Consider the following 6763-nt stretch of genomic DNA (forward strand, 5'->3'; position numbering starts at 1 on the left):
CCGGACCCACGGCGAGCAGCTGAGCACGGATCGGCACCTCGACCGCCAGGTCAAACGCATACCCCGCCGCCTCGGCCACCACAGCATCCACGTCCGCCGACGTAACGTCATCGACGAGCAGTTCCCAGCCCAGCTCCACCGGGTCCAGGACGCGCTGGTACGGCTCCCCGCCGTCGGTGGTGGCCATCACCGTGCGCAGCACCTCATGACGGGCCATCACATCGCGCAGCGCCACGTTCAGTGCCACCCGATTCAGTCGGCCTCTCAGGCGCAGCGCCACCGGAATGTTGTACGTGGGGCTCGGGCCTTCCAGCTGGCTGATGAACCACAGGCGGCGCTGCGCGTACGACAGCGGAAGGAGCTCCGGACGCTCCTGCGCCGTCAGGGCGGCCCGGGTGGTGCTCCCGCCGGCGAGCCGGGCGGAGAGCCCGGCCGCGGTGGGTGCGTCGAACAGTTCCCGGATCTCAAGGTCGACCCCGAGCACCGAGCGCACCCGGCTGGCCAGTCGCACTGCGAGCAGGGAGTGCCCGCCGAGGGCAAAGAAGTCGTCGTCGACACCGACGCTGTCCACGCCGAGCACCTGTGCGAACACGGCGCAAAGGATCTCTTCGCGCGCGTCGGCAGGGGCACGCCCGGCCGTTGTTGCGGCGGCGAGCTCCGGAGCAGGCAGGGCCTTGCGGTCCAGCTTCTTGTTCACCGTGAGCGGCAGTTCGTCCAGGACGACGACCGCCGCGGGAACCATGTACGCCGGCAGGTGCTCGGCCGCGAGGCCGTGGAGCGCCACGGGCAGCTGGGCCGTCGCGGCGCCTCCGGCGGGCACGACGTAGGCCACCAGACGCCTGTCGTCCGGGGCGTCCTCACGGACGATCACCGTGGCCTGGGCCACCGAGGGGTGTTCGGCCAGCACGCTCTCGATCTCCCCGAGTTCGATCCGGAAGCCCCGGATCTTCACCTGGTCGTCGGAGCGGCCGGCGAAGACCAAGTGGCCTTCGCGGGTCCAGCGGGCCCGGTCGCCGGTGCGGTACAGGCGGGACCCCGTCGGGCCGAACGGGTTCGCCACGAACCGTTCCGCGGTCAGCCCCGGGCGCCCGAGATAGCCGCGGGCCAGCCCGGCACCGGACACGTACATCTCGCCGGTGACACCGGGCGGGGTGGGGGCCAGGTGCTCGTCGAGCACGTACACCTGGGTGTTGATCACAGGAGATCCGATGGCCACCTCGGCAGCCGCGGGGTGACAGCGCCACAGGGTGGCGTCCACTGTGGTCTCGGTCGGGCCGTAGGAGTTGAACATCACGCGGCCACGCGCCCAGCGCGCCATCACCTCAGGAGGGCAGGCCTCGCCCGCCACGACGAGCACGATGTCCGTGCCGATCGACTTCTCGTCGAGGGTGGCCAGGACGGCCGGCGGCAGCGTCACGTGCGTCACGCGCTGGGCAGTGAGGAACTCGGGCAGCGCCGTGCCCAGGCGCCGTTCCTGCGGGACCACCACGAGAGCGGCCCCGGACAGGAGCGCCATGAACCACTCCCAGCCGAAGGTGTCGAAGCTTGCCGATGCGAACTGCCCCACACGGTGCCCCGAGCCCACGCCGAGGTACCGGATGTGGCCGGCCACCAGGCTTGCCACGCCCGCGTGGGAAACCAAGACGCCCTTGGGGCGGCCCGTGGACCCGGACGTGTAGATCACGTAGGCGGAGTGCTCCACCTTCAGCGGAGCCCGCCGCTCGGCGTCGTCGAGTTCGTCCGACGGCAGGGCGTCCAGCGCCCCGGCCACCTCGGGCGAGTCGAGAAGTACGACCGTGGCAGCCGACTCCTGCGGCAGTACGGCGGCGGTGGCCTGCGTGGCGATGACCGCCACCGGTGCCGCGTCGGCGCACATGTACGCGATCCGGTCGGCCGGGTACTCCGGGTCCAGCGGCAGATACGCAGCCCCCGCCTTCAGTGCACCCAGCAGCGCCACGATCAGGTCGACGCCACGTTCCAGGCACACCCCCACCACGGACTCGGGACCCACTCCCTCACCCACCAGCAGCCGCGCCAGGCGGTTCGCCCGCGCATCCAGCTCGCCGTACGACACTTCGACACCGTCGGCAACGACCGCCACCGCGTCCGGAGTACGGGCCGTCCGCGCCTCGAACAGGCGCGGAATCGTCTCCGGCGACACCTCGGCCCCGGTCTCGTTCCACTCGGTGAGCACCTGGTGGCGCTGGGTGTCGTCGAGCACGCGGATGCCGCTCAGAGGAGCGTCGGGGCCGCCGTCCAACGCCTCTTCCAGCGCGGCCACGAGGTTGGTGGTGGCCGTGCTCACCATCGCCGCCACGGCGTCCGCGTCGATCGGAGCGACCGCATCCACCGTCAGCCGCAGCTCATCACCGAAGTCATCGAAGATCACGGTCAGCGGATAGTTCGTGCGTTCGCGAGAGAACACCAACTCGATGCCCTGGTTGACCTCGGCCACACCCCGACCGGATCCCGTGTTGTGACGGTAGTTGAGCACCGAGGTGAACAGAGGGGTGTCCCCCGGCACACTGCTGGCCTGCTGCGCCAGAGCCAACGACGCATGCTCGTGCTCGAGCAGCCCCGCGAGCTGACCACGCATCCCCCGCACTGACGCGAGGACTCCCGCACCAATGTCCAGGCGTGCCCGCACCGGCAGTGTGTTCATGAAAGGACCGGGCACCCGGTCCGCACCGGCTCCGGAGTTCATCCGCCCGAACAGGACGGTGCCAAAGACCACATCGTCCCGGCCGCTGACCGCGTCGAGGACCCGCGCCCACGCCACATGCAACACCGTGGCCGGGCTCACACCGAGCTGTCGCGCCACCTCGCGCAGCCGTGCCTCAACGTCGGCCGCGAAGTCCCTCCGTGCCTGCACCGAGTCCGCGCCGTCGCCGTACGCATCGACCAGGCCGTAGGGCGCAGTGGGTTCGTCCACGTCGCCCAGCAGCTCCGCAAAGTACCGCTCGTGCTCAGCTCGCTCCACCCCGCTGCGCGCTTGCGCGACGAAGTCACGGAAGGGCAAGGGCTCCGGCAGTTCGCCGCCCCGACCGGCGAGGAACGCCTCCACCTCGCCCAGCAGGAGTTCGAGGCCCGTGTGGTCCTGAATCATGTGGTGCACGCGGATCAGCAGCAGCCAACGACCTTCCGCGACAGCCGCCGCGTACAGACCGAGCAGCGGCGCACGGCCCAGATCCATCGACAGGCCGCCGGCATGAAGGAGCTGTTCCACCGGCTCAACACCGTGCGGGTCGAGTGCGATCTCCTCCACAGCGAGTTGGGCATGCCGCCAGACCACCTGCGCCGGCTCGCGCAGACCTTCCCAGAGGATGGCGGTACGCAGGATGTCGTGCCGGTCCGTGACCTGCTGAAGCGCGTCCGTGAAAGCTTCGAGCCGTTCACGGGTGTCGAACTCCAGCACCGTCGGCCTGACGTAGGCGTCCTCGCCGCCGTCGGCGAGGAGGTGGTGGAAGAGCAGCCCCTCCTGCAGGGGAGCCAGCGGATACACGTCGGCGACGTTCGCCGCGCCACCGTCCACGGTCGCGACAATCCGCTCGACCTCATCCACCGTCAGGTCGACCAGGGGCAGCATCTCCGGCGTGATCGCCTGCGCGCCCTCCGGAATACCGTTCGGCGGCACGATCACGCTCTCCGCGCCAAAAGCGGCCGCGAGCCTGGCCACGGTCGGCGTCTGGAACAGCGCCCGCACCGCGACGGAGACGCCCCGTGCGCGCAGAATCTCAACCAACCTGATCGCGAGGAGGGAATGGCCGCCCAGCGCGAAGAAGCTGTCGTCGACACCGACGCTGTCCACGCCCAGGACCTCGGCGAACGCAGCGCAGAGGATCTCCTCGCGGACCGTCACCGGGCCGCGGCCGGAACCGGTGGTGTACTCCGGGGCGGGCAGGGCCTTGCGGTCCAGCTTCCTGTTCACCGTGAGCGGCAGCGCATCGAGGGTGACCACGGCCGAGGGCACCATGTACTCCGGCAGCCGAGCGGCAACGAACTGACGTACCTCCTCCGCCAGTTGACCGTGACGGTGGCCGTCGACGGGGACCACGTAGGCGACCAGGCGCTGGTCACCCGGAACGTCCTCGCGGGCGGTCACTACGGCGTCACCGACCTGCGGGTGCTCGGCGACAACGGCTTGCACCTCACCCGGCTCGACGCGGAAACCACGGATCTTCACCTGATCGTCGGCCCGCCCGGAAAACACGAGCTGCCCGTCCGGCGTCCACCGCGCCCGGTCGCCCGACCGGTACATCCTCTGGCCGGCCGATCCGAACGGACACGCGACAAACCTCTCAGCAGTGAGGGCGCCCCGCCCGACGTAACCAAGGGCCACCTGCGGGCCCGCGATGTACAGCTCGCCCACGACCCCGACCGGTACCGGCGCGAGACCGTCGTCGAGCACATACACCCTGGTGTTGGCGAGCGGTGCACCCATCGGCACCACCGGGCCACTCCCGGGCTGCACTGCTCCGGCTGTGACGATCACGGTCGACTCGGTCGGCCCGTAGGAGTTGACCAGGCGACGGCCGCCCGCGCCCCACAGCTGGGCCTGCGCTGCGGAGAGCGGCTCTGCGCCGATCCGTAGCGTGCTCACGCCCGCCAGATCCGCCGGGTCGAGCACCGCAAGCAGCGACGGCACGACGCTGACTGTACGTACCTGCGCCGTGCGGATCAGACGGCCCAACTTCTGCACGTCCGCGCGCTCTTCGGCGCCCGCCACCACCAATGTGCCGCCGGACGTCAAGGTCGCGGCAATGTCCAGGACGGAAGCGTCGAAGCTGAACGAGGCGAACTGGAGCACGCGCTCCCCAGGTTCGATGGCGAGCACCGAGCGTACCGCCACGGCGAGGTTCGCCACGCCCGCGTGGGTGGTCTGGACCCCCTTCGGCCGCCCGGTCGAGCCGGATGTGTACATCACGTACGCGGTCCGGCTGTCGAGGGATGAATCGGCGGGCGGTGGCGTGGACGGCTGGTGCGTGAGCGCGTCGACGGTGTCCAGGTCGTCCAGATGCAGCAGGGAAACACCGCGCACGGAAAGAGCCCGCGTCGAGTCGGTCAGGCCCACGACCAGGGTCGCTCCACAGTCGGCGAGCATGTACGCGATCCGCTCCCCCGGGTACTCCGGGTCGAGTGGTACGTAAGCGGCCCCGGTCTTCCACACGGCCAGGATGGCGGCGACCATCTCTGCCCCGCGCGGCAGGCATAGCCCCACCACCGACCCCGGGGTAACGCCCTGATGCACCAGGTAGTGCGCAAGGCGATTGGCGCGTGCGTCCAGATCCGCGTACGACATCTCCGTGCCATCGGCCACGACCGCCACCACATTCGGCGTCCGCGCCACCTGCTCCTCGAAGTGGTCCACCACCGTGCCGGCAGGAACCTCGGCCACGGTGTCGTTCCACTCGACCAGAACCCGCTGCCGCTCCCCCTCGTCGAGGACTTCCACGGCACTGAGCCGTAGCCGCGGCTCAGCCGCCACCATCTCCAGGACACTCACGAAACGCGCCGCGAGCCGTCCCGCAGTCCTGGACTCGAACAGATCGGCCGCAGCCGTCAGCGCACCCCGCAGCCCCGCCGGGGCACCCTGTGCATCGAACGTCTCCTCGACAACCAGAGACAGGTCGAACTTCGCCGCCGAGGCACCAGCGGCACGTTCCTCCACCGCGTTGCCGACCTGAACACCCGGCAACTCCAGAGAGACTTCTGCGGTGTTCTGCAAGGTCAGCATCACCTGGAACAACGGGTGCCTGGCCAGGGAACGCTCTGGCGCCAGGTCCTCCACCAGTCGTTCGAAGGGCACATCCTGGTGACCGAACGCAGACAGACTCGTCTCCCGCACCCGCCCCAGAATGTCGGTGAACGTCGGGTCGCCGGACAGGTCCGTGCGCAGCACCAGCGTGTTCACGAAAAACCCGACGAGGTCGTCGAGGGCCACATCGGTGCGGCCGGCATTCGCCGACCCGATCGGGATGTCAGTGCCGGCGCCGAGGCGGGAAAGGAGCACCGCGAGAGCGGCCTGGAGCACCATGAACGGTGTCACGCCCTGGGCGCGGGCCAGCTCCGCCAGACGCGCATGCACCTCGACCGGAATGTCGAAGGTGACTCCGTGTCCGCGGTGGGAGGCGACGGCCGGGCGAATCCGGTCGTGGGGAAGCGCCAGTTCCTCCGGTGCACCAGCAAGAGCCGTGCGCCAATAGGCGACCTGACGGGAGAGCACGCTGTCGGGGTCGTTCTGTTCGCCGAGCAGTTCGCGCTGCCACAGCGCGTAGTCGGCGTACTGCACCGGGAGCGGTTCGAACTCCGGCGCGCGGCCCTCGCGCCGTGCGGCGTACGCCACCGACACATCCCGTGCCAGCGGACCCATCGACCAGCCGTCACCGGCGATGTGGTGCACCACCACCACGAGCACCTGCTCATCCGGCTCGGCCGAGAACAGCCAGGCACGGATGGGCACTTCGGCAGACAGGTCGAACGCGTACCCCGATGCCTCCGCCACCGCGGCGTCCACGTCCGGGACACCATCGGCGAACTGAAGTTGCCAGTCCAACTCTGTTGGATCCAGGACACGCTGGTACGGCTCACCGTCAGCGGTGGCGAACACCGTCCGCAGCACCTCATGGCGGGCCACGGCGTCTCGCAGCGCCGCGTTCAGTGCCCACACTTCCAGGTTGCCCTTGAGTCGGAGCACCATCGGGATGTTGTACGTGGAGCTCGGGCCCTCCAACTGGCGGATGAACCACAGACGGCGCTGAGCGAA

General features: G+C 69.7%; 1 protein-coding gene. It reads right to left on the minus strand.

Features of this window, described 5'->3' with window-relative positions; genetic code table 11:
- Positions 1-6763, minus strand: a 6763-nt coding sequence (locus tag ABZZ20_RS36415) for an amino acid adenylation domain-containing protein (protein WP_356877277.1), incomplete at both ends; no start/stop codon positions are given.

This window comes from Streptomyces sp. NPDC006430 (assembly GCF_040612395.1).
GTDB lineage: Bacteria > Actinomycetota > Actinomycetes > Streptomycetales > Streptomycetaceae > Streptomyces.